Source organism: Vibrio sp. 1457, from assembly GCF_033340195.1.
GTDB lineage: Bacteria > Pseudomonadota > Gammaproteobacteria > Enterobacterales > Vibrionaceae > Vibrio > Vibrio alginolyticus.
In genome coordinates this window covers 1-1,013 of record NZ_JAWOWA010000165.1, presented here as the reverse complement: position 1 = coordinate 1,013, position 1,013 = coordinate 1, and the positions used below count along the sequence as shown (strand labels likewise).

Here is a 1,013-nt window from a genome sequence, read left to right as displayed (position 1 = left end):
AGCCAATCTGTTTACTGATAGCGGTCAGCGCATTAAGGTCAGGCGAAAGAGCGTCGATATCCACTTCCGGCTTCAATGGGATCATCACTTTAGAATGCCCGGTCGTCGCGACCTGGATCGGCAAACCCGGCAGAATATCGTCTTCAGTAAGATGCAATGCGTTGATAATCGCCGCGCGTACTTCACCCTCCAGCGGCAGTTCAAAGCCCGGCGTACCTTGTTCCAGCGAAATACGATAATCATCGTTGTGCTTTTCGATAGTCACGCGATGTTTTCCTGCCAGCGATGTTTGCCAGATCGTGCAATTTCCTAAACCTAACACCTTCGCACGTACATAGTGCGCAGCTACTGTCGCGTGACCGCAAATCGGCACTTCAACCGTTGGCGTAAAGTAGCGGATGCGCACATCGCTGTCGTCGCTGTGCAGCAGAAAAGCAGTTTCCGAATGGCCTAACTCGCGGGCGATAAGCTGCATTTGCGCTTCGCTAAGATTATCGGCGGGGAAAACAACACCGGCAGAATTGCCGCGAAACGGTTGTGAGGTAAAAGCATCGACGTGGTACACCTGCGGTTTCATTAACGTTCTCCTGTGACTGGAGAACTATCATAGCCTGCAAGTGGCCGGAGAGCGAAGGGCTATCCGGCCAGGGTGAAATTATCGCCGCGAACGCACAATCTGATACCGACGAGTAAAGTACTCAAACGGCGCGCTCCACACATGCACCAATCTGGTGAACGGGAAGAGCAGGAAGATGGTCATTCCCAATACCAGATGCAGGCGGAAGACGAACGCTACGCCGTTGAGCATCTCTGACGATCCACCACGGAAAGTGACAATGCTTTGCGCCCAACCCACCAGCTTCATCATTTCGCTACCATCAGGATACTGTGCTGAAAACGGTATGGTACTTAGCCCCAACAGACACTGGATCAGCAAAATGCTCATGATGATAATATCCGGCGTAGTGGAAGTGGCACGCACGCGCTGATTTGTCAGCCTGCGCCACAGCAGT

The 1,013-nt window shown here is 52.6% G+C and carries 2 protein-coding genes; both read right to left on the bottom strand.

The features are described from left to right. Positions 1 to 577, bottom strand: a 577-nt coding sequence (locus R7Z41_RS24600; protein ID WP_318141719.1) for a PhzF family phenazine biosynthesis isomerase, incomplete at its 3' end; no start/stop codon positions are given. Between the two features lie 78 nt (positions 578 to 655). After that, a partial coding sequence (narI, locus tag R7Z41_RS24595; RefSeq protein ID WP_318141718.1) for a respiratory nitrate reductase subunit gamma occupies positions 656 to 1,013 on the bottom strand: 358 nt, incomplete at its 5' end.